Source organism: Raoultella sp. T31, from assembly GCF_002806725.1.
In the GTDB taxonomy this organism is placed as follows: domain Bacteria; phylum Pseudomonadota; class Gammaproteobacteria; order Enterobacterales; family Enterobacteriaceae; genus Klebsiella; species Klebsiella electrica.
Genome location: NZ_PIBO01000013.1, coordinates 48,408 through 68,629, shown reverse-complemented (window position 1 = coordinate 68,629; position 20,222 = coordinate 48,408). Strand labels below are relative to the sequence as shown.

15 protein-coding genes and 2 riboswitches are annotated in these 20,222 nt (G+C 59.2%); of the genes, 9 read left to right on the top strand and 6 right to left on the bottom strand.

All coding sequences use genetic code 11. The features are described 5' to 3' along the window. The first annotated feature begins 438 nt into the window (after window positions 1-438). Window positions 439-537, top strand: a riboswitch (guanidine-I (ykkC/yxkD leader). 56 nt (window positions 538-593) lie between these two features. The 9 genes from CWM52_RS11540 to CWM52_RS11500 all read left to right on the top strand — a co-directional run bounded on the left by CWM52_RS11540 (window position 594) and on the right by CWM52_RS11500 (window position 13,268). Further along, window positions 594-1,652: a putative urea ABC transporter substrate-binding protein gene (locus CWM52_RS11540; RefSeq protein ID WP_100684237.1), complete on the top strand. Its 1,059-nt coding sequence runs from the start codon at window positions 594-596 to the stop codon at window positions 1,650-1,652. A 24-nt stretch (window positions 1,653-1,676) separates the two neighbouring features. Continuing rightward, window positions 1,677-2,492: an ABC transporter permease gene (locus CWM52_RS11535; protein WP_100684236.1), complete on the top strand. Its 816-nt coding sequence runs from the start codon at window positions 1,677-1,679 to the stop codon at window positions 2,490-2,492. Beyond that, window positions 2,489-3,268 (top strand): ABC transporter ATP-binding protein, encoded by a 780-nt coding sequence (locus tag CWM52_RS11530; RefSeq protein ID WP_100684235.1) that lies wholly within the window; start codon window positions 2,489-2,491, stop codon window positions 3,266-3,268. Before CWM52_RS11535 ends, CWM52_RS11530 begins: the two co-directional genes overlap by 4 nt. 4 nt (window positions 3,269-3,272) lie before the next feature. Beyond that, the gene (locus tag CWM52_RS11525; protein WP_100684234.1) at window positions 3,273-4,001 is read left to right on the top strand and encodes an urea amidolyase associated protein UAAP1; all 729 of its coding nucleotides are present in this window, start codon (window positions 3,273-3,275) and stop codon (window positions 3,999-4,001) included. 10 nt (window positions 4,002-4,011) lie between these two features. Next, window positions 4,012-4,647, top strand: a complete 636-nt coding sequence (locus CWM52_RS11520) for an urea amidolyase associated protein UAAP2 (protein ID WP_100684233.1) — start codon at window positions 4,012-4,014, stop codon at window positions 4,645-4,647. 168 nt (window positions 4,648-4,815) lie between these two features. Beyond that, entirely contained in the window at window positions 4,816-8,421 is a 3,606-nt protein-coding gene (uca, locus tag CWM52_RS11515) for an urea carboxylase (protein ID WP_100684232.1), read from the top strand. Continuing rightward, window positions 8,418-10,217: an allophanate hydrolase gene (atzF, locus tag CWM52_RS11510; RefSeq protein WP_100684231.1), complete on the top strand. Its 1,800-nt coding sequence runs from the start codon at window positions 8,418-8,420 to the stop codon at window positions 10,215-10,217. The genes uca and atzF overlap by 4 nt, the downstream gene beginning before the upstream one ends. Window positions 10,218-10,438: 221 nt before the next feature. Further along, window positions 10,439-12,361, top strand: coding sequence for a penicillin-binding protein 2 (gene mrdA, locus CWM52_RS11505; protein WP_165785382.1), 1,923 nt, complete (start codon window positions 10,439-10,441; stop codon window positions 12,359-12,361). A 166-nt stretch (window positions 12,362-12,527) separates the two neighbouring features. Continuing rightward, window positions 12,528-13,268, top strand: coding sequence for a glutamine amidotransferase (locus CWM52_RS11500; RefSeq protein ID WP_100684229.1), 741 nt, complete (start codon window positions 12,528-12,530; stop codon window positions 13,266-13,268). A gap of 163 nt (window positions 13,269-13,431) precedes the next feature. Here the strand turns inward: CWM52_RS11500 and CWM52_RS11495 are convergent, their stop codons facing one another. The 6 genes from CWM52_RS11495 to CWM52_RS11470 all read right to left on the bottom strand — a co-directional run bounded on the left by CWM52_RS11495 (window position 13,432) and on the right by CWM52_RS11470 (window position 19,714). After that, entirely contained in the window at window positions 13,432-14,913 is a 1,482-nt protein-coding gene (locus CWM52_RS11495; RefSeq protein ID WP_165785381.1) for a pyridoxal phosphate-dependent decarboxylase family protein, read from the bottom strand. Window positions 14,914-14,922: 9 nt separating this feature from the next. Then, window positions 14,923-16,308 carry a diaminobutyrate--2-oxoglutarate transaminase gene (locus CWM52_RS11490; protein WP_100684227.1) on the bottom strand — a complete coding sequence of 462 codons (1,386 nt, stop codon included), beginning with the start codon at window positions 16,306-16,308 and terminating at the stop codon, window positions 14,923-14,925. Between the two features lie 306 nt (window positions 16,309-16,614). Next, window positions 16,615-17,550: an ABC transporter substrate-binding protein gene (locus CWM52_RS11485; protein WP_100684226.1), complete on the bottom strand. Its 936-nt coding sequence runs from the start codon at window positions 17,548-17,550 to the stop codon at window positions 16,615-16,617. 9 nt (window positions 17,551-17,559) lie between these two features. Further along, window positions 17,560-18,300, bottom strand: coding sequence for an ABC transporter permease (locus CWM52_RS11480; protein WP_100684225.1), 741 nt, complete (start codon window positions 18,298-18,300; stop codon window positions 17,560-17,562). Next, window positions 18,297-19,025, bottom strand: coding sequence for an ABC transporter ATP-binding protein (locus tag CWM52_RS11475; RefSeq protein ID WP_165457169.1), 729 nt, complete (start codon window positions 19,023-19,025; stop codon window positions 18,297-18,299). Before CWM52_RS11475 ends, CWM52_RS11480 begins: the two co-directional genes overlap by 4 nt. After that, complete coding sequence (locus CWM52_RS11470; protein ID WP_100684223.1) at window positions 19,022-19,714, bottom strand: TenA family protein; 693 nt, start codon at window positions 19,712-19,714, stop codon at window positions 19,022-19,024. The genes CWM52_RS11475 and CWM52_RS11470 overlap by 4 nt, the downstream gene beginning before the upstream one ends. 65 nt (window positions 19,715-19,779) lie before the next feature. Further along, window positions 19,780-19,881: riboswitch (TPP riboswitch) on the bottom strand. Window positions 19,882-20,222: the final 341 nt, after the last annotated feature.

The window sequence follows — 20,222 nt, the reverse complement described above, 5'->3', positions numbered from 1 at the left end:
ATATTTGTGGGTTAAAGCCAAAATACGTAAAGCCGCTTACGTAGGCTGCCGTTTGCTAATCAGTATAGGACACTGTCGCGAGGCGTCTGGCGATAAAATCAGCGGTTGAAAAAATGCTAAGCGGGTGAATTCTGGCCATTTACTGGCCGCTGTCGTTACCGCGATAAATAAGGTTATCGCGGTTGATCGCCTGCGTTTCTGTCACCCGGCGGTGGTTGCAAAATGTGCCCGGCTCCAGTTTTCGCTTTATTGCCTGCGGCGGCTTGTCCGCCGCACAGGTTGCCTGCACTAAATCTACACATTGCCCTAAAACCACTCCCCATTATGGTGTGATGTCACGCCGCATCCAGCTATCTTACTGAATTAAAGATAATAATTTCCTGGCATGCACTTTGCAAAAACAAGCAAGAAGGCAGCGCAACAGACAATTAAGATGATCCAATAGCTGGCTAGGGTTCCGGTTCACGCAGGTGAATGTCTGGTCCGAGAGCTGGCGACCTCTGCGAGGTTACACGGCGGGACAAAAGCCCGGGAGACAGCAGCACCGTCAGGTGTCGCGCTGCTCCTGTTTTTGTGCCAACCAGAGGTTCATAATGAAGACATCCCGCGTAATCCGCTCTTTCATGCTGTCGCTGGCGCTACTGGCCAGTTTCCCTTCCTTTGCCGCCGTAAAAAAAGAGTTCAACGTCTGCTGGACTATCTATGCCGGCTGGATGCCCTGGGGCGCCATCAGCAATGAAAAAATCATTGATAAATGGGCCGCGAAATACGGCATCAAAATCAATATCGTCCAGCTCAACGACTATATCGAGTCAATCAATCAGTACACCGCCGGCCAGTTTGATGGCTGCACCATGACCAACATGGACGCGCTGACGATCCCCGCAGCGGGTGGCGTCGATACCACCGCACTCATTACCGGCAGCTATTCCGACGGCAATGACGGCGTAGTACTCAAAGGTACCGGTAAAACGTTGGCCGATCTGAAAGGCATGCAGGTCTATCTCCCTGAGTTGTCGGTTTCTCACTATCTGCTGGTTCGCGGTCTGGAGAAGGCTGGTCTGCAGGAGAAAGATGTCAAAGTGGTGAATACCTCCGATGCCGATATTGTCTCCGCTTTTGGCACCCGCAGCGTCCGCGCTGCGGTGGCGTGGAACCCGCAGCTGTCGGCGATTAAAAAGACGCCGCAGACCAGCGAAGTCTTTAGCTCGGCGCAGGTTCCCGGTGAGCTTATCGACATGATGGTGGTCAACACGCAAACCCTAAAAGATAACCCCGCGCTGGGCAAAGCCCTGACCGGAGCCTGGTTTGAAATGATGGACAAAATGCATGCCGGAGACGTCCAGGTGTTGAACGCGATGGCGGCAGATTCCGGCACCGATCTTGCGGGCTACCAGGCGCAGTTGAAAACGACCCACCTGTTCTGGACTCCAGGCGAAACCCTGACGTTCATCTCCAGCCCGGAGCTGGCAAAAACTATGCAGCGGGTGGCGCAGTTTTCGTTTGATAAAGGGCTGTTGGGTGAAGGGGCACAAAGCGCCGACTTTATTGGCATGCGCTTCCCCGGTAACGTCACCGTCGGCGATAGCGCGAATACCCGACTGCGCTTCGACGATAGCTACCTGAAAATGGCCGCTGCCGGCCAGCTGTAATCATTGATGACGGGAGTGAATGCCATGCGCCAAATTAACCGCCATCCACAGCAGGGCATGCGGCTGATGCTATTGCTGTTGCCCTTTGTGTTGCTGATCGCCGCCTGGTTTATTGGCTCCGCTATTCGCCTTGAAGCTAACCCGCAGGACAAGCTGTTGCCCGGCCTGTCGCAGATGGCGGCGGCCGTCGAACGGATGGCGTTTACGCCGGACAAACGCAGCGGCGAATACCTGCTGTGGGGCGATACGCTGATCAGCCTGACCCGCCTGCTCATCGGGCTGGCAGTGTCGGCGCTGCTTGGCCTGAGCATCGGGATCGTTGCAGGGGTGTTTCCGCTTTATCGCGCGGCGCTGTCGCCATTGATGACCGTGGTCTCAATGGTGCCGCCGCTGGCGATCCTGCCGGTGCTGTTTATCGTCTTCGGTCTCGATGAGCTCTCTAAGGTGATGCTGATTGTGATTGGCATCACGCCGATGCTGGCACGTGACCTTGAACAGCGGGCGCGGGAAATCCCGGCGGAGCTGTTTATCAAAGCCCAAACCCTCGGCGCCAACAGCTGGACGGTGGTCCTGCGGGTGGTGCTGCCTCAGTTGCTGTCTCGCCTGATTACCTCGCTGCGTTTGCTGCTCGGATCGGCATGGCTGTTCCTTATTTCGGCGGAGGCCATTTCCGCCACCGCCGGACTGGGTTACCGCATCTTCCTCGTACGGCGCTATATGGCGATGGACGTGATCATCCCCTATGTGATCTGGATAACCCTGCTCGCCTGGCTGATGGATCTGGGGCTGCGCCAGCTACATAAAGTCTGCTTCCCGTGGGCCGAAGGAGGCCGGACATGAGTTTTATCCGCATCAACAATATCTGGCAGGAGTATGGCGACCATGTGGTGCTGGAACGTATCAACTTAGAGGTTAAAGAGGGGGAGTTCTGTTCGATGGTGGGGGCCTCCGGCTGCGGGAAATCCACCTTCTTGCGTCTGCTGCTCGGGCAGGAGAAACCGACCCGGGGCGCAATTACGCTCGATGGTCAGCCGCTGGCAGCTGAGCCGGATCGCAGCCGTGGCGTGGTGTTTCAACGTTATTCAGTCTTTCCGCACCTCAGCGTGCTGGATAACGTGATCGTCGGCCTGGAACTGCCGTCTTCGCCGTGCCTCGGTCGTCTGTTCGGTGCCCGTAAACGCGCTATCCGCGAGCAGGCGGCGCAGATGCTGGACAAAGTCGGGCTCTCCCACGCCCTTGACCGCTACCCGGCGCAGTTGTCCGGCGGCATGCAGCAGCGGCTGGCAATCGCCCAGGCCTTTGTGATGCAACCGCGGGTTCTGCTGCTTGACGAACCTTTCGGCGCACTCGATCCCGGTATTCGCAAAGATATGCACGCGCTGCTGCTCCAGTTGTGGAGCGAGACGCGGATGACGGTCTTTATGGTCACTCACGATCTGGCCGAAGGGTTCAACCTCGGCACTCGTCTGCTGGTCTTCGATAAGGTACGCCACGACCCGCAGGCCCCTTACGCCTACGGTGCACGCATTACTTACGATATTCCGCTGAATGAGACCCGGATGTCGCAAATGCTCGGCACCGGCACCGATAACAATGTTTACCCCTTAAGGAGATAGTCCGATGACAGCGCTTTTTCATACCTCACCGAGTCTGCGTGAAGAACTTTTGCCGGGCGGGGGGCATACCTCGTTTGTGCTGCGCCGTGGTCAGATTTTGCGTCTGAGTGATATCGACGGCGGAGCGAACGTCAGCTTGATGATGCTCAACCCGCACGAGAAAAGCGAGCGCCTGAACCTGCCGGATACTCTCAAGGGGCAACACACCGCGCGGCTGACGACCGGACACTGTTTCTATTCCGATATGGGACGAGTGCTGGCGGGCATCATCGCCGATAGCTGCGGCTGGCACGATCCGTTCGGCGGCGTACTGAATGCGCAAGAGACGGAGGAAAAATATGGCGCGGGCCGCTACCAGGAGCTGCGCAACGCCTTCCATCGTAACGGCACCGATAATCTGCTGGTCGAAATGGGCAAATGGGATCTCGGTCTGGAGGATCTGCTGATGGTGGTTAACTTGTTCAGCAAAGTCACCGTCGACAGCGAAGGACGCTTTCAGTTTTGTACAGAGCACGCCGCTCCTGGGCGCTACGTCGAACTGTTCGCGCCGATGGACGTGCTGATGGTCCTGACTGCATTGCCGCATCCGATGGATCCGTCGACCGAATATGCCCCGCACCCGGTTCAACTGAGCTGGTATCTGGCCGACGATGAACAGGCGGCGATTGAATCGCTGTTTACGCGCGATGAAAACCAGCGCGCCTTCACCAACACCCAACTGTTCACCCTTTGAGGAGTCCACGATGAGCCTTGTGACCAGTACCCGTAACCCCGACGATGCCGTCTATCGCCACGTGATTCCTGCGGGCGAACCCTGGCTGTTTGAAATCAAAGCCGGGCAGACCCTGCGTCTGCTCGACCTTGAAGGCAATCAGGCGATCGATACTCTGTTTTACTGCGCTGACAGCCCGCGCGAACGTTACGATGCGCAGCGCACGCTGCGCCGCCAGGGGAATGCCTACCTGACAACCGGCAGCGTACTGTACTCGAACCTTGGGAACCCACTGTTGACCATTGTGGCCGATACCTGCGGGCGGCACGACACCCTCGGCGGAGCCTGCGCGCAGGAGAGCAACACCGTGCGCTATGCGCTGGATAAACGCTACATGCACAGCTGCCGGGATAATTTTCTCTGCGCCTGCCTGCATGACGGCCGGCTGCATAAGCGTGACATCGGCGCCAATATCAACTTTTTTATGAACGTCCCGGTGACGGAAGCTGGCGGCCTGACCTTTGAAGACGGGATCTCGGGCGCCGGGAAGTACGTCGAGCTGCGCGCAGAGCGCAATGTTATCGTGCTGATTTCCAACTGCCCGCAGCTCAATAACCCCTGCAATGGCTGGAATCCGACCCCGGCGGAGGTGCTGGTATGGGACTGACCCGTTGGCAGCGCTGGCGTCTGCTGGTCTGGCGCCTGTTTGCCGTTCGCGCCGACCGCCTGTTAAGCACACCATCGCGCAAGCCCTGAATACTTGCGCGCCTCGGGGACGGCCCCGGGGACGTCGAATTTTTTTGCGGGACGACCCGCCACGACGTGAGTCCCTTGTATGTTCAAAACCTTACTGATTGCTAACCGCGGCGCCATCGCCTGTCGGATTCTGCGTACCCTGCGCGCGATGCAGGTGAAAGGCGTGGCGGTCTATTCCGATGCGGACCTCAGCAGCCTGCATATTCGTGAAGCCGATGAAGCGATCGGTCTCGGTGACGGTCCGGCGGCGCAAACCTACCTGATGACAGAAAAAATCATCGCCGCCGCCTTAAAAAGCGGGGCTGAGGCCATCCATCCCGGTTACGGTTTTTTATCGGAAAATGCTGTCTTCGCCGAGGCCTGCGAAGCCGCCGGGCTGGTGTTTGTTGGCCCGACGCCGGAGCAACTGCGCACGTTTGGCCTGAAACACACCGCCCGGGCGCTGGCAAAAGCGCAGGGCGTGCCGTTGCTGGAGGGGACCGGTCTGCTGGCCGACAGTATCGAAGCGTGCCGGGCGGCGGATACCATCGGCTACCCGGTGATGTTAAAAAGCACCGCCGGGGGCGGCGGCATCGGGATGCGCATCTGTCGCGACGCCCACGAGCTGGCGGATGCTTTTGACGTCGTCCAGCGACTGGGGCGGAACAACTTTAGCGACGCGGGCGTGTTTGTTGAGAAATACATTGAGCGCGCGCGCCATCTGGAAGTGCAGATATTTGGCGACGGGCAGGGCGACGTCATTGCGCTTGGAGTTCGCGACTGCTCGATACAGCGCCGCAATCAGAAAGTGATTGAAGAGACGCCGGCGCCCAATTTACCCGTCGGAATGGCGGAAGCCCTGTGTGCGGCGGCAGTCGCGCTGGGCAAAGCGGTCAGCTACCGCAGCGCCGGGACAGTCGAATTTGTCTATGACAGCGCCGCGCGGCGCTTCTATTTTCTCGAGGTGAATACCCGGCTCCAGGTGGAACACGGTGTTACCGAGCAGGTGTGGGGCGTCGATCTGGTTCATTGGATGGTGGCGTTGGCGGCCGGTGATTTACCGCCGCTCACCACGCTGCTGGCCGACCTGAAACCACAGGGGCACGCCATCCAGGCGCGTATTTATGCCGAGGATCCGGGTCGACAGTTTCAGCCATCTCCGGGGCTGCTGACTGAGGTGGTTTTTCCGCCTGCGGATGGCGAGACGCTCCGTGTCGATCGTTGGGTGGAGGCCGGCTGCGATGTACCGCCATTTTTTGATCCACTGCTGGCCAAAATGATCGCCTGGCGGCCAACCCGCGATGAGGCTATCGCCGAACTGGACCGGGCGCTGGCGAACACCCGCCTGTATGGTGTGGAAACCAACCGCATCTATCTCCAGCAGATTCTGACCTTTGATCCCTTTACGCTGGGCGAGCCCTGGACCCGTTGCCTGGAACAGTTGAGCTATCGGACCGCGACCGTCGAGGTGCTCAGTGCCGGGACGCAGACCAGTGTCCAGGATTATCCTGGACGACTGGGCTACTGGGCTGTGGGCGTACCGCCGTCGGGACCGATGGACGATCGCGCGCTGCGTCTCGGCAACCGGCTGCTGGGTAACCTTCCGGGCGCGGCGGCGCTGGAAATCACCCTCAGCGGACCCACGCTAAAGTTTCATTGCGCAGCCCGGGCGGTGGTGAGCGGTGCCTGCGTTTCGCTCACCGTTGACGGTAGAGCGCAAGAGATGAACCGCGTATTCCGTATCCCAGCCGGGGCGACGCTGAAAATCGGTGCCATCGAAGGGGCGGGAGTCAGGAGCTACCTCTGTCTGCGCGGCGGTATCCAGGTGCCGGAATATCTGGGCAGCAAAAGCACCTTTACTCTTGGGCAGTTTGGCGGCCATGGCGGACGGGCGCTGCGCAGCGGAGATGTTCTGCATCTGGCGCCCGATGGCGAGGGGGAAACCGGCGCCGCGCTACCTGTTGCGCTGGTGCCACCGCTGGCAACGGTGCGTACCCTGCGGGTGATTTACGGTCCGCACGGTGCGCCGGAATTTTTTGCCGCAGACTACATCGACACCTTTTTTGCCACCGACTGGGAGGTGCATTTTAACTCCAGCCGTACCGGCGTGCGGCTGATCGGCCCTAAACCGCTGTGGGCTCGCGACAGCGGTGGCGACGCAGGGCTGCATCCGTCAAACATTCACGATAACCCTTACGCCGTCGGCGCGGTCGATTTTACTGGCGATATGCCGGTTATTCTAGGCCCGGATGGCCCGAGTCTCGGCGGTTTCGTCTGCCCGGTGACGGTGATTGAGGCCGATCTCTGGCAACTGGGGCAACTGAAAGCCGGCGACAAGGTGCGGTTTGTCGCCGTGGATCTGTCCACGGCCCGTCGACTGGCTGCAGGCTACCGGGAGGAGCTGGCGACGCTGGAGGCAATGCCCGTGGCGTGGCAACCCGCGCGGCTAACTTCCCCAGTGGTGATGAGCTGCGGAGAGGCGGATAAGCGTCTGGTGGCCCGTCTTTCCGGTGATACCCATCTGCTACTGGAAGCGGGCGAGGCGGAGCTCGATCTGGTGCTGCGCTTTCGTATTCATGCCCTGATGCAGGCGCTGGAGAGCCAGGCCCGACCGGGGGTGATTGACCTGACGCCGGGTATTCGCTCTCTGCAAATTCATTTCCAGCCGGAAACCCTGACGCCTGACGCGCTGTTAAGCTGGGTGAGCGCAGAGTGGGCGGCGGTGTGCGTCAGCGACGATCTGCAGGTACCGACCCGGGTGGTGCATCTGCCGCTGTCGTGGGACGACCCTGCCTGTCGCACCGCTATCGATAAATATATGACCACCGTGCGGCGTGACGCGCCATGGTGCCCGAGCAACCTCGAATTTATCCGCCGGATTAACGACTTACCGGACGAACAGGCGGTATGGCAGACGGTGTTTGACGCCAGCTATCTGGTGATGGGGCTGGGCGATGTTTATCTCGGCGCGCCGGTGGCGACGCCGCTCGATCCGCGTCATCGTCTGGTGACCACTAAATACAATCCGGCACGGACCTGGACGGCGGAAAACTCGGTGGGGATCGGCGGGGCCTATCTGTGCGTCTACGGTATGGAAGGACCTGGGGGCTACCAGTTTGTTGGTCGTACGCTGCAGATGTGGAATCGCTATCATGAGGTTGCCGACTTCGCCGGTAAACCCTGGTTGCTGCGCGTTTTCGACCAGCTGCGTTTTTACCCGGTTTCTGCCGAGGAACTGCTGCAGATCCGCCGCGATTTTCCGCTTGGCCGCTATCCGCTGCGCATTGAGCACAGCACCCTGCGGCTGGCGGAGTATCAACAGTTTCTGCAGCGGGAAGCCGTAAGCATTGACGCATTTCGCCAACATCAGCAGCGGGCCTTCAATGAGGAACGCGAGCGCTGGATAGCCAGCGGCCAGGCGCATTTCGATAGCCAGGAGGTGGCGGCTGAAGTGGATGACGAAGCACCTCTGCAGCGCGGGCAGCAGGGCGTGGAGAGTCCGATCTCCGGCAACCTGTGGCAGGTGCAGGCCGCCGTGGGGAGTCATGTTCGCGCTGGCGACGTTCTGGTGGTGCTGGAGTCAATGAAAATGGAGATCCCGCTACTGGCACCGTGCGACGGCGTGGTGCAACAGATGAATTTTCAGCCTGGGGCGTCGGTACGCGCCGGGCAACGTGTGGCGGTGATCATGGAGGAGAACGTATGAGTCAGCCAACCTTTGATTTACGCCTTGCGACCCTCGCAGAGGCTTACCGACGCGACGAATTGACCCCGCGCACGCTGCTGGCCGAACTCCGCCAGAAGGCGCAGGTGTTGAATCCGGAATATCAGCTGTTTATTCATATCCTGACGGCGGAAGAGCAGGAGCCCTGGCTGGCGGCGCTGGATACGGTTACACCGGAGTCGCTACCACTGTACGGCGTGCCGTTTGCCATCAAAGATAATATCGATCTTGCGGGAATTACCACCACCGCTGCCTGTCCGGCTTTCGCCCGCACCGCGACTGAGGATGCCACTATCGTGGCCCAGTTGATCGCCCTTGGCGCCATCCCGGTCGGCAAAACCAATCTCGATCAGTTCGCCACCGGCCTGAACGGAACGCGTTCGCCCTATGGCCGCTGTCGTAACGCATATCATGCGGACTATCCTTCCGGCGGCTCCAGTGCGGGTTCCGCACTGGCGGTGGCGCTCGGGGTTGCCAGCTTCGCCCTCGGCACTGACACCGCGGGCAGCGGGCGGGTTCCGGCTTCGCTCAATAACCTGACGGGACTGAAGGCCAGTAAGGGGCTTATCTCGACCGCCGGAGTGGTGCCGGCCTGTCGGACCCTTGACTGTACGACATTCTTTACCGCCACGGCCGACGAGGCCAGCCAACTGCTGGCCCTGACCGCACGGCCCGATCCGCGAGATGCCTACAGTCGCCGTAACCCGCAGTGGAACAGCCGTCAGGCGTTTGGCGCCCCGGCGCCTGGGTTTCGCTTCGGCGTGCCGCAGACCCTGAATTTCCTCGGCTGTGTGCAGAGCGAGTCGCTGTTTATGCAGGCGAAAGCACGGCTGATCGCTCTTGGCGGAGTACCGGTCACTCTCGATATGACGCCGTTTCTCGCCGCCGCGCGCTTGCTGTATGACGGCCCGTGGGTCGCAGAACGTTATGCGGTGGTGGGGCCGTTGATTGCGCAGCAGCCTGACGCGGTGCTGCCGGTGATTCGCGACGTGCTGGCGAAAGCGCCGGATACCGATGCCGTGGCCACATTCCGGGCAATGTACCAGTTGCAAGAGTACAAGGCGCAGTGTGATGCGTTGCTGGAGACCCTGGACTGTGTGCTGACGCCAACCTACCCGCGCCCGGTGACGCTGGCTGAACTGGCGGCAGAGCCGGTGCAGCGCAATGCCGATCTGGGCTACTACACCAACTTTATGAACCTGCTGGATTATGCGGCGGTGAATGTGCCGGTCGGTTTTCTGGCAAACGGATTGCCCTCCGGCGTCACCTTGTTTGGCCGGGTTTTCACCGACCAGTACCTTCTCGGTGTGGCCGATGCTTTCCAGCGCGTACAGCCACTACCGCTGGTCGGCGGGAGCCTGCTGACCGCATCTTTGCCTGCCGCCACCGGCAGCCACGATCGCATGGCGCTGGTAGTCTGCGGTGCCCATCTTGACGGCCTGGCACTGAACGGTCAGCTGCGGGAGCGGGGCGGGCATTTGCTGGCGGCCATGCACAGCGCCCCGCATTATCGGCTGTATGCGCTGGCCGACGGGCGCCGTCCGGGGATGGTGCGTGACGAAAACGACGGCGCGGCCATCGCCGTGGAGGTCTGGGATTTGCCCTCGTCTGAGCTGGGTTCGCTGCTGGCGGCCATTCCCGCCCCGTTGGGACTTGGCAAGGTCGAACTGTCCGATGGGCGCTGGCTGAGTGGTTTTATCTGCGAAGGATACGGTCTGCAGGGGGCCACCGACATTACCGGCTACGGAGGCTGGCGGGCCTGGCTGACCCACGGCTAACCCCTGGGCCTCTGTCTAATCCCGGGACAGAGGCCGTTTTGTGACAAGGTCACATCCTTTTTCATCTCCGGGTTTCTGCTATTGTCTTCCGGGCACCTAACATGCTGAAACATTTCTGCTAAATCATTAGCAACCTTTCTGTAGGGCTGGCGCGTCGATAACGCTATTCTGCTCCGCTTTTTATTTTTTCTTTTTATTCAAACTCAAGTGAATTGCCGCTAATGACCCTATTGAGAGATGAAATTCGCGATCACTCAGCGGAAGAGATGCTGTTTATTCGTCGTGCCGCGATCGCGTTTCTACTGGTGGTGGTCTGCTTTGGCGTGCTGGTTTTTAACCTCTATCGTTTACAGGTTGAGCAGCACGATTTCTATCAGACCCGATCGAATCAGAATGACATTAAAATGCTGCCTATCGCGCCAAGTCGTGGGCTTATTTTCGATCGCAACGGTATCCCGCTGGTACAGAACATCACCCTGTACCGCCTGCAGGTGATCCCGAGCAAAATTACCGATATGACCGCGTTGCTGAACGCGTTGACGCCGATCGTCGATTTGACCCCCGATGATATCGCCAGCTTCCGCGACGATATGCATCACAACAGTCGTTACAAGCAGGTGACGCTGAAGTCGGCCCTGAGCGATGTTGAAGTGGCGCGGTTTGCGGTGAACGAGTTTCGTTTTCCTGGCGTCACCGTGGAGAACTACCAGCAGCGTGACTACCCCTATGGCGCCCAGCTGGCGCACGTGGTCGGCTATGTGTCGAAAATCAACGATAGCGATCTGCAACGACTGGCTAAAAACGGCGAGTCGGAGAACTATGCCGCGGACCATAATATCGGCAAGCAGGGTATCGAAGGCTATTACGAAAAAGAGCTCCACGGCATGACCGGTTATCAGGAGGTGGAAGTCGATAACCACGGGCGCGTGGTGCGTCTGCTCAAAGAGGTGCCGCCGGTCGCCGGGAAGAATATCTACCTGACGCTGGATCTGCATTTACAGCAGTATATTGAAGGGGTACTGAAGGGCCAGCGGGCGGCGGTGGTGGTGGTTGATCCGCGCGACGGTGGCGTGCTGGCGATGGTTTCCAGTCCCAGCTATGACCCGAATCCCTTCGTGAAGGGAATTGGCTATAAGGCCTACCGTTCTCTGCTTGATAATCCGGACCGCCCGCTGATTAACCGCGTGACCCAGGGGCTCTATCCGCCGGCATCGACGGTAAAACCCTATATGGCGCTGTCGGCGCTTTCCGCTGGCGTGATTACGCCTACCACCACCTTTTTCGGCGCGCCGACCTGGACGCTGCCCGGTACCCAGCGCCGCTACCGCGACTGGCTGAAAACCGGTCACGGGATGTTGAATGTGACCAAGGCGATTGAGGAGTCGGCGGATACCTTCTTCTATCAGGTGGCCTTTGAAATGGGCATTGACCGCATTCACAGCTGGCTGAGCAAGTTTGGCTACGGGCAGTTGACGGGGATTGATTTGAATGAAGAGTATGCCGGAGTGTTGCCGAGCCGCGAGTGGAAGCAGAAGGTGCACAAAAAACCGTGGTATCAGGGGGATACGATTTCGGTCGGCATCGGCCAGGGCTACTGGATCGCCACACCGGTCCAGATGGTCAAGGCCCTGACGACGCTTATCAACAACGGCAAGGTAAAAAATCCTCATCTGCTCTATTCCATGAAGCGCGGCAATAAAGTTGAACGCTATCAGCCGCCGGATAATACGCCGCAGGTGGGCGACCCGAAATCGCCGTACTGGGGCATCGTGCGCAACGGGATGTATGGTATGGCTAATTTGCCAAACGGCACCGGTTATAAACTGTTCCATACCGCGCCGTATCAGATTGCCGCAAAATCCGGTACCTCACAGGTCTTCAGCCTGAAAGAGAATCAGACCTACAATGCGAAGATGATCCCGGTCAGATTACGCGACCATATTTTCTATACCTTGTTTGCCCCGTATCAGCATCCAAAGGTGGCGATGGCGCTGATTCTGGAAAACGGCGGCGGCGATGGCGTTGTCGCCGGGCCGACGGCGCGTGCTATTCTTGACCACATCTTTGATCCAGCCAACGCCCCGGATGTGGCGCAAGGGGCTGAAACCGGCGTTCCGCAGATAGACAGCGCCGACGCGCAGTAGCGGCGAGTCGTGGCGGAGAGTATCGCCCGGCGCGGGCATGGCTTCACCTTGCCGGCGCCGCGCTTATTCCCGCACGGCGGTCATTCATAGAGATTGGTTATTTGTCGAAACAGCCGCTTTTCTCCATAGTGAAAGAACTGAGGAAAGCATCGAAGGGTAATGGGGTATGGCGTTGAGAAACAAACTTCTTATTGTGCAGACCGGCGCGCCGCCGGCGGAAATTGAGGCTGAACAAGGCGATCTTCCACTGTGGTTTGGTCGGCTGCTTGCGCCCTGGCAGCGGCAGATAGCTACCGTGCGTGTCTATGCGGGGGAAGCGCTGCCGGCTCCGGATAGTCAGACCGTGGCGGTGTTGACCGGCTCATGGGCGATGGTCACCGATCGGCTGGCGTGGAGCGAGAAAACCGCGGCATGGATCCGTTCAGCGATGGCGGTGGAGATGCCATTATTTGGCATCTGCTATGGTCATCAGCTGATGGCCGACGCGCTGGGCGGCGAGGTGGCGTATCATCCGGCAGGGCGCGAAACGGGATGCAAGGCGATTACGCTTTCCGCCGCCGGACGAACGGACCCGCTGTTAAGCGACCGTCCGGCACATTTCCCTGCGCACCTCAGCCATCTGCAAACGGTCGTCAGGCTGCCGCCGGAGGCGACGGTGCTGGGCGCTTCTGAGCACGATCCCCACCAGATAGTGCGCTATGCCCGCCATGCGTTGTCAACGCAGTTCCATCCGGAATTTACCCCTGAGATTGCGCGTTCATTAATCCGCTATCGCGACGACGTGCTGCGGACAGAGGGGATCGACCCGCAGCAACTGCTGGATAAGGTGGAGCCATGTCCGGTTGCCGCAGGAATATTAACCCGCTTCGTGGCCAACTATCTGGAGCCGGATATCTCGCATCCGTAATACGCCGCTGACCGCGCGTCTATGTTTAGGTGACAGTGTCACTTATTTCAGGCGGCAAACCGACGTAAAAAAGCCGATAAGGTGAGTTATCGGCTGTTATCAGGCAACTTTCCCGGCGGGGATTATTGAGCGGGGCGGCCTGTTATTGCCGCCCCGCTTGATGTTACTTCGCCAGCAGTTCCTGCGCGGTGCGTTCCACCAGATTCAGCAGCACCTTCACGTCCTCAAGCGTCACGATCGGGTTCAGCAGCGTCAGCTTCAGGCAGGTCATGCCGTTGTGCTCGGTCACGCCGACGTTGGCTCGCCCGGAGTCGAGCAGCGCATCCCCGACACGTTGGTTGAGCAGGGCGATAGCGGCATCATCGCTGCCGGCCATCTGCGCCGGACGAGAGCGGAACAGCACGCTCGCCAGCTGCGGCTGCATGACCATCTCCAGCGTTGGCTGAGATTTAACATACTCCGCCACGTTTTTCGCCATGGTGACGCCGTGATCGATGATCTCTGCGTACTGCTTCTGCCCCAGCGCTTCCAGACCCATCCACAGCTTCAGCGCATCGAAGCGACGGGTGGTCTGCAGCGATTTGGAAACCAGATTCGGCACGCCGTGTTCTTCATCGAACTCGGAGTTCAGATAGGCCGCCTGATAGCGCATCAGCTCGTAGTGGCGCGCGTCTTTTAACAGGAACGCGCCGCAGCTGATGGTCTGGAAGAACTGCTTGTGGAAGTCCAGGGTAATGGAGTCCACGCACTCAATGCCGTCCAGATAGTCGCGGTAGTGCTCAGAGAGCAGCAGTGCGCCGCCCCATGCCGCATCCACGTGCAGCCAGATCTGATGTTCCGCCGCCACGCCAGCGATAGCACGCAGCGGGTCGATAGCCCCCGCGTCGGTGGTACCAGCGGTGGCGACGATCGCCATAATCTGCTCGCCGTTCGCCTGCGCATCGGCAATTTTCGCTTTCAGGTCGGCCACGTCCATCCGCGCGAATTCGTCGCTTTTCACCGGCGTTACGGCGCGGTAGCCGAGGCCCATCAGCGCCATGTTCTTCTGCACCGAGAAGTGGGCGTTTTCCGAGCACAGCACTTTATACTGACGCACGTCACCCGGCAGACCGTCCTGCTGGATGGAGTGTCCCCGACGAGCGAAGAAGGCATCGCGCGCCAGCATCAGCCCCATCAGGTTGCTTTGGGTACCGCCGCTGGTGAAGACGCCAGCGTCGCCGGCCGGGTAGCCGACCTGCGCGCGCAGCCATTCGATCAGCTTCATCTCAATGATGGTCGCCGACGGGCTTTGGTCCCAGGAGTCCATGCTCTGGTTGGTGGCGTTAATCAGCACTTCCGCCGCCTGGCTTACCACCAGGCTCGGACAATGCAGATGCGCCACGCACTGCGGGTGATGCACCGACAGGCTGTCTTTCAGGAAGTACTCGATAGCCCGTTCAATCGCCGCCTGGTTACCCAGACCCTGCTCGGTGAACTCAAGAGTAATGCGCTCGCGCAGTTCGCTGACGCTCTTACCCTGATACATCTCAGGCTGCTGCAGCCATTGCGCGACGGCCTGGCTAGTCTGGGCGATCGCCTGCTGATAAGCCTCAATACTTTGCGGCGAACCAGCAAGAATCGGATTCAATTTGGACATTGCGGTCACTCGCTCCACTCAGACCGGTTGCACACCGGCGGCCAGCATGGCCTGTTCAAATTTGTCGAGGAAAATTTCCAGCTCGGCGTTGCTGATCAGCAGCGACGGCAGCAGGCGCAGGACGCAGCCGCCACGACCGCCGCGTTCGAGGATCAGACCCGCTTCGAAACATTTCTTCTGCAGCAGGGCGGACAGCGCGCCGTCAGCCGGGTAGCAGCCCATATGATCCTGCTCGCCGTTCGGGTTGACTATTTCGATACCGATCATCAGACCCAGACCGCGAATGTGACCCATGACCGGGAAGCGTTTCTGCATGTCGGCCAGTTTGCCTTTCAGCCACTCGCCCTGGGCGGCCACTTTGTCAGCAATGCCGTTATCTTTCAGATGACGCAGAGTGGTCAACCCGGTGGCCATTGCCAGCTGGTTACCGCGGAAGGTACCGGTATGGTGACCCGGTTCCCAGGCGTCAAACTGCTTTTTGATACCCAGTACGGCCAGCGGCAGACCGCCGCCTACAGCTTTCGACATCACGATGATGTCCGGCTCAATACCGGCGTGTTCGAAGGCAAACAGTTTACCGGTACGGGCAAAGCCAGCCTGAACTTCGTCGATGATCAGCAGAATGCCGTGTTCCTGAGTCACTTTGCGGATGCGCTGCAGCCACTCGACCGGAGCCGGGTTCACGCCGCCTTCGCCCTGAACGGCTTCGAGAATCACCGCCGCCGGTTTACGCACACCGCTTTCCACGTCGTTGATCAGGTTTTCGAAGTAGTAAGTCAGCGCTTTCACGCCCGCTTCACCGCCGATACCCAGCGGGCAGCGGTACTGATGCGGATACGGCATAAACTGTACTTCCGGCATCATGCCGTTGACCGCTTCTTTCGGCGACAGGTTGCCGGTCACCGACAGCGCGCCGTGGGTCATCCCGTGGTAGCCGCCGGAGAAGCTGATGACCGAAGAACGGCCGGTGTATTTTTTCGCCAGTTTCAGGGCCGCTTCCACGGCGTCAGCGCCGGACGGGCCGGTGAACTGCAGGCAGTATTCTTTACCTTCACCCGGTAACAGGGAGAGCAGGTATTCGGAGAAGCGATCTTTTAACGGGGTAGTCAGATCGAGCGTATGTAACGGCAAGCCGCTGGTAATGACACTTTGGATGCTTTGCAGCACATCAGGGTGGTTATGGCCAAGAGCGAGGGTACCAGCACCGGCAAGGCAATCCAGATACTGTTTGTTATCCGCATCGGTTAACCACACGCCTTCCGCTTTTGTGATAGCCAGCGGCAGCTTGCGCGGGTAACTCCTGACGTTCGATTCGAATTCAGCCTGACGGGCCAAAAAGGTTTCGTTGTTAGCGTCCAATAAATTTGCACTTAAAGTATCAATACGGACTTTATCCGTCATCATATCACTCCCACAACCAGCGTTACGGTTGAACTCTGGTTGAATAATTGGTTTAAGAAAATGAATCGCCATTCATAAAGCGCGCACAATATATGGCTTTTTAAATCGTCATTCAATGTTTTATTTATTGAGGTATTTTTACGTTATTTTTACACCGCGAAAATCAATGCTAATGCATTGATTTTAATGGTTTATACGAAGTGTTATAAAACCATTAAAAGTGTAATTCTTAGTGAGGGAAAGCGCCGGGGTTTATTACCGCTTCGCTAAATGAGCTGACGGAAATTCTTCCGTCAGCAGTAAAGTTACTCAATCCAGTTCGACCGCATATTGTGTTAAAGGTGTGATTTTTTTAACCAACTTGTTGTTATATAAAAACTGTTCATAAGCCTCGTAGCGGGCCTTATCCAGCGCCGCAGGCCTGGTGGCAAACAGGGGGGCCGTCTGCTGCCAGGCCTGCTTGTTCAGATCGGTATTCAGCTCCGGATGGGCGGCGGCAAACGCCTGCCAGGTTTCCTGCGGATGGGCACGCAGATAGGCGACACCTTCCTGCAGCGCGGCGAGGAATTTTTTGATTTTGGCCGCATGAATTTCATCGCGCCGCGCGACAATCACCAGCTCATCGTAGGCCGGCACGCCGAAATCTTCGACGTTCATCACCTGCGGGTCTTTACCCTGCAGTTTAAGTTCCAGCGCTTCAATATTACGATAGCCGCCAATCACCGCATCAACCTGGCCGGCCAGCAGGGCGCTGGTCAGCTGGAAATTGACGTTAATCAGCTTGATGCTTTGCGGATCGATATGGGCATGTTGCGCCATCGTCGCCAGCGTAGCCTGCTCGATACCGCTGACCGAGTAGCCGACTTTTTTCCCTTTTAGATCGGCGGGGGTTTTGATGCGTTTATCCAGGGCGATCACCGTGTTCAACGGCGAGTTAATCAATGTACCGACCCGCACCAGCGGCAGCCCCTCATCAGCAAAAAAGTGCACCTGCGGCTGATAGGTGATAGCCAGATCCGCCTGACCGGCGGCCACCAGACGCGGCGGCAGGGCCGGGTCAGACGGCGGTACTATCTTAACGTCCAGCCCTTGCGCTTTAAAGGCTCCAATCTGTTCCGCCACCAGTATCGGCGCGTGGTCCGGGTTAATGTACCAGTCCAGCACCAGGGTCAGCTTTTCGTTGGCCATCGCCTGTCCGCTGATAAACGCGGTTAATGCGACGGCGGTGAAAACGGGTTTACGCATGATTATTCCTTATTCCGGCGTCCAGTTGATCAGCCGGTGTAACAGAGCATCCACTGCCAGCCATAGCACAATGGTCAGCAGCACTAAAATAAACAGCGCCGCAAAGCAGACATCGGTTTGCATGCGCGCATTGGCATTGAGCATCACATAGCCCAGTCCTTCGGCGGACCCGACCCATTCGCCGATGATCGCGCCGATTGGCGCGACGGCCGCGGCCATGCGCAGACCGGAGCCCAGCGCCGGCAGGGCGGCCATCAGGCGGACATGGCGGAGCTGCGCCCCTGAGGAGGCGCCCATTGTTCGAGCCAGATCGAGGTAGTCGTGATTAACCCGCCGCAGGCCGTCAAAAAATGCCGACGTCACGGGGAAGAAAATCACCAGAACCGCCATCATCACTTTGGCGCTCATCCCGAAGCCAAACCACAGCACCAGCAGCGGGGCGAGGGCGAACACCGGAATCGCCTGACTGGTCAGCACCAGCGGCATCAGCCAGCGCTGTAGGCGCGGTGATATCATCATGCACAGGGCCAATACCACCCCGAGCAGCACCCCGAGTGCCAGACCACTGAGGATCTCGCTCAAGGTAACCAGCGCGTGCCAGCCCAGCCAGCTGCGGTTGTTCCACAGGGCGGCAGCCACCGCCGATGGCGACGGCAGCAGGAACGCCGGGATGCCGCTGCGACTGAGCAGCCACCAGAACACCAGCAGGCCGCAGAACACCACGCCGCCGCGACAGAGTTTCCCTCTCATCCGTTGGCCCTCATCAACTGTTGCAGCAGCTCTGCCTGGCCCAGCAACAGCGCCGGATCGTCAGGCGCCCGCGGCGGTATCCCCGCCAGGTGATGGGAATCATCGATGCCGCCGGGCGGTGGTGCGAGCACCAGCAGGCGATGGCTGAGCCGGCAGGCTTCCATCGGGTCGTGGGTAATCAACACCACGGTACGCTGAGTCAGCAGTTCCGCCGCCAGCGTCTGGATACGCGTGCGGGTAAGGGTGTCCAGCGCCGAAAAAGGCTCATCCATTAACACGATCGGCCGATCTTCATACAGCGTGCGCGCCAGCGCCGCCCGCTGACGCATGCCGCCGGAGAGCGAGGCCGGACGATCGTTGGCGCAGTGGCTGAGCCCCACCTGCTCTAATAAGGTTGCGACCCGCTGGCGATCGACGCGCTCCCCGCGCAGGCGGGCGCCAAGCGCAACGTTGTCGCGCACGCTCAGCCACGGATAGAGCAGATCTTTTTGCCCCATCCAGGCCAGACGAGGGCCCAGCGGCCGCCCGTCGCTGGCCTGAACCTGACCGTGGGTGGGGGCGGCCAGTCCGGCGATAATTCGCAGCAGACTGGTTTTGCCGGCGCCGCTGGCACCCAGCAGCGAAACCCACTGTCCAGCGGGAATATCGAACGACAGTTTGTCAAAAATGACCCGCGAGCCGAAGCGCAGGCTTAATTCCCGCACGGCAATGGTCGGAGCCATCACCGGGCAACCGCCGCGGCATTCAGCCCCATCTGCCAGAAGTTGGCTTCCAGACGGGTGGCGGTGGTGAAGATGACGCTCAGCTCTGCGAGGCGCGACTCGCCGCCGCGCTGCTGCCAGACGCTTTCCAGCAGGCCGATGGCCGCGGTGACGCCGTCGAGATAGCCCGCATCGCCGTAGTTGCGGATCCAGGAAGCATAGGGGTTGTCGGTGAGTCGGGTGGCCGGGTCGTGGAGCAAACCAAGGCCGATTTCCGCATAGCCAGCCACGCAGGGCATCAGCGCCGCCAGCAGATCGAGCGCATCGCCGGCATGACCGATATCCAGCACGTAGCGGGTGTAGTTCACCGTTTCCGGCGCTTCGCTTTCGGCGGCCATTGTGGCTTCATCCAGCCCCCAGCTCGCGCAATAGCCGACGTGCAGCGGCAGTTCGCCAAGGATCGCGTTCATTGAGGCGGCCGCGGCGCGCATCTCCGGGAGCGTGCGCAGTTTGCTGACCAACAGGGCATAGCACCGGGCAAAGTGGATCAGGAACAGGTAGTCCTGCGTCAGATAGCGTCGGAAAGCGCGTTCGGGCAGGGTTCCCTCGGCAAGCTGGCGGAGAAAGGGATGGGCGACGTATTGTTCCCAGTCACATCCCGCCTGCTGGCGCAGACGACCATAAATACCCTGGGTAAAGATCGGCAGAATCACAGGACCTCCTGATAGCGGGGAGATCCGGGTGTGCGGAAGTATGAACAGGCAATGGCGGTAAACTGGCAAAATTGCCGACCCGTCCCTTCGCTGGCATGACCCAGATCAGGTTCAAAGGGTTCGGCTTACGCCATCTCAGCCCTCACGGGACACCCCTCGGTTGCGCCATGTTATACGGCATTCACTTTTTGATTACAATCCCGGCCGCGGGTGATTTTGCGCCGGTTATGTGACATTGTCACGTTTAATGGTACTTAAATGCTCAGCGGCGGCTGGCTTTGGGTGCGTTTTTAGCTGGCTGTTTGTGCGAAATTAAGCCTATCGGCAAATCACTCAGCAACGGCGGACACCATGCCGGGCCCGGCTTCTGTCATCGACAGCGCCGTTTTGCTTTCCCGATATCCTTCACGTAAGCAAAAAGGAACTATACTTCCGGCGTCTGCATCTCGGTTCTGAACTTTCGACATCATTTCATTAGCTTACGCCGTTGGACTATATTGACGATAAG

What these genes read in the sequence shown, in the direction of transcription:
- CWM52_RS11540 (WP_100684237.1), top strand. Translation starts at nt 594, where the DNA reads ATGAAGACATCCCGCGTAATCCGCTCTTTCATGCTGTCGCTGGCGCTA.
- CWM52_RS11535 (WP_100684236.1), top strand. Translation starts at nt 1,677, where the DNA reads ATGCGCCAAATTAACCGCCATCCACAGCAGGGCATGCGGCTGATGCTA.
- CWM52_RS11530 (WP_100684235.1), top strand. Translation starts at nt 2,489, where the DNA reads ATGAGTTTTATCCGCATCAACAATATCTGGCAGGAGTATGGCGACCAT.
- CWM52_RS11525 (WP_100684234.1), top strand. Translation starts at nt 3,273, where the DNA reads ATGACAGCGCTTTTTCATACCTCACCGAGTCTGCGTGAAGAACTTTTG.
- CWM52_RS11520 (WP_100684233.1), top strand. Translation starts at nt 4,012, where the DNA reads ATGAGCCTTGTGACCAGTACCCGTAACCCCGACGATGCCGTCTATCGC.
- uca (WP_100684232.1), top strand. Translation starts at nt 4,816, where the DNA reads ATGTTCAAAACCTTACTGATTGCTAACCGCGGCGCCATCGCCTGTCGG.
- atzF (WP_100684231.1), top strand. Translation starts at nt 8,418, where the DNA reads ATGAGTCAGCCAACCTTTGATTTACGCCTTGCGACCCTCGCAGAGGCT.
- mrdA (WP_165785382.1), top strand. Translation starts at nt 10,439, where the DNA reads ATGACCCTATTGAGAGATGAAATTCGCGATCACTCAGCGGAAGAGATG.
- CWM52_RS11500 (WP_100684229.1), top strand. Translation starts at nt 12,528, where the DNA reads ATGGCGTTGAGAAACAAACTTCTTATTGTGCAGACCGGCGCGCCGCCG.
- CWM52_RS11490 (WP_100684227.1), bottom strand. Translation starts at nt 16,308, where the DNA reads ATGATGACGGATAAAGTCCGTATTGATACTTTAAGTGCAAATTTATTG.
- CWM52_RS11485 (WP_100684226.1), bottom strand. Translation starts at nt 17,550, where the DNA reads ATGCGTAAACCCGTTTTCACCGCCGTCGCATTAACCGCGTTTATCAGC.
- CWM52_RS11480 (WP_100684225.1), bottom strand. Translation starts at nt 18,300, where the DNA reads ATGAGAGGGAAACTCTGTCGCGGCGGCGTGGTGTTCTGCGGCCTGCTG.